Raw genomic sequence first — 226 nt, forward strand, 5'->3', positions numbered from 1 at the left:
CGATCTTTGCTTTGGGTCATGTACCAACCCATAAAATCGCTCGCGTCGCGAATGCGGTCCCGCTTGGCCGTGCGGCGGTTTTCTGCACGGCGGTATTCATCCCACGTCGCATCCAGCGCCTGACTATAGCCATAGGCACTGGATTGGCGGCCCATCGGAATGACACCCAGCACATATTTGAACGGTGTCCGCGCATCGGCTACAAACTTGCTTTCCTGATAGATCG

Annotated in this window: 1 protein-coding gene; it reads right to left on the minus strand. The window is 56.2% G+C overall.

Annotation, left to right across the window (positions count from 1 at the left end):
• Positions 1-226 (minus strand): transglycosylase SLT domain-containing protein (locus tag NLF92_RS13940; protein ID WP_489886397.1); only part of this gene is annotated, 226 nt, incomplete at both ends.

Source organism: Opacimonas viscosa (genome assembly GCF_024199005.1).
Taxonomy (GTDB): Bacteria; Pseudomonadota; Gammaproteobacteria; order Enterobacterales; family Alteromonadaceae; genus Opacimonas; species Opacimonas viscosa.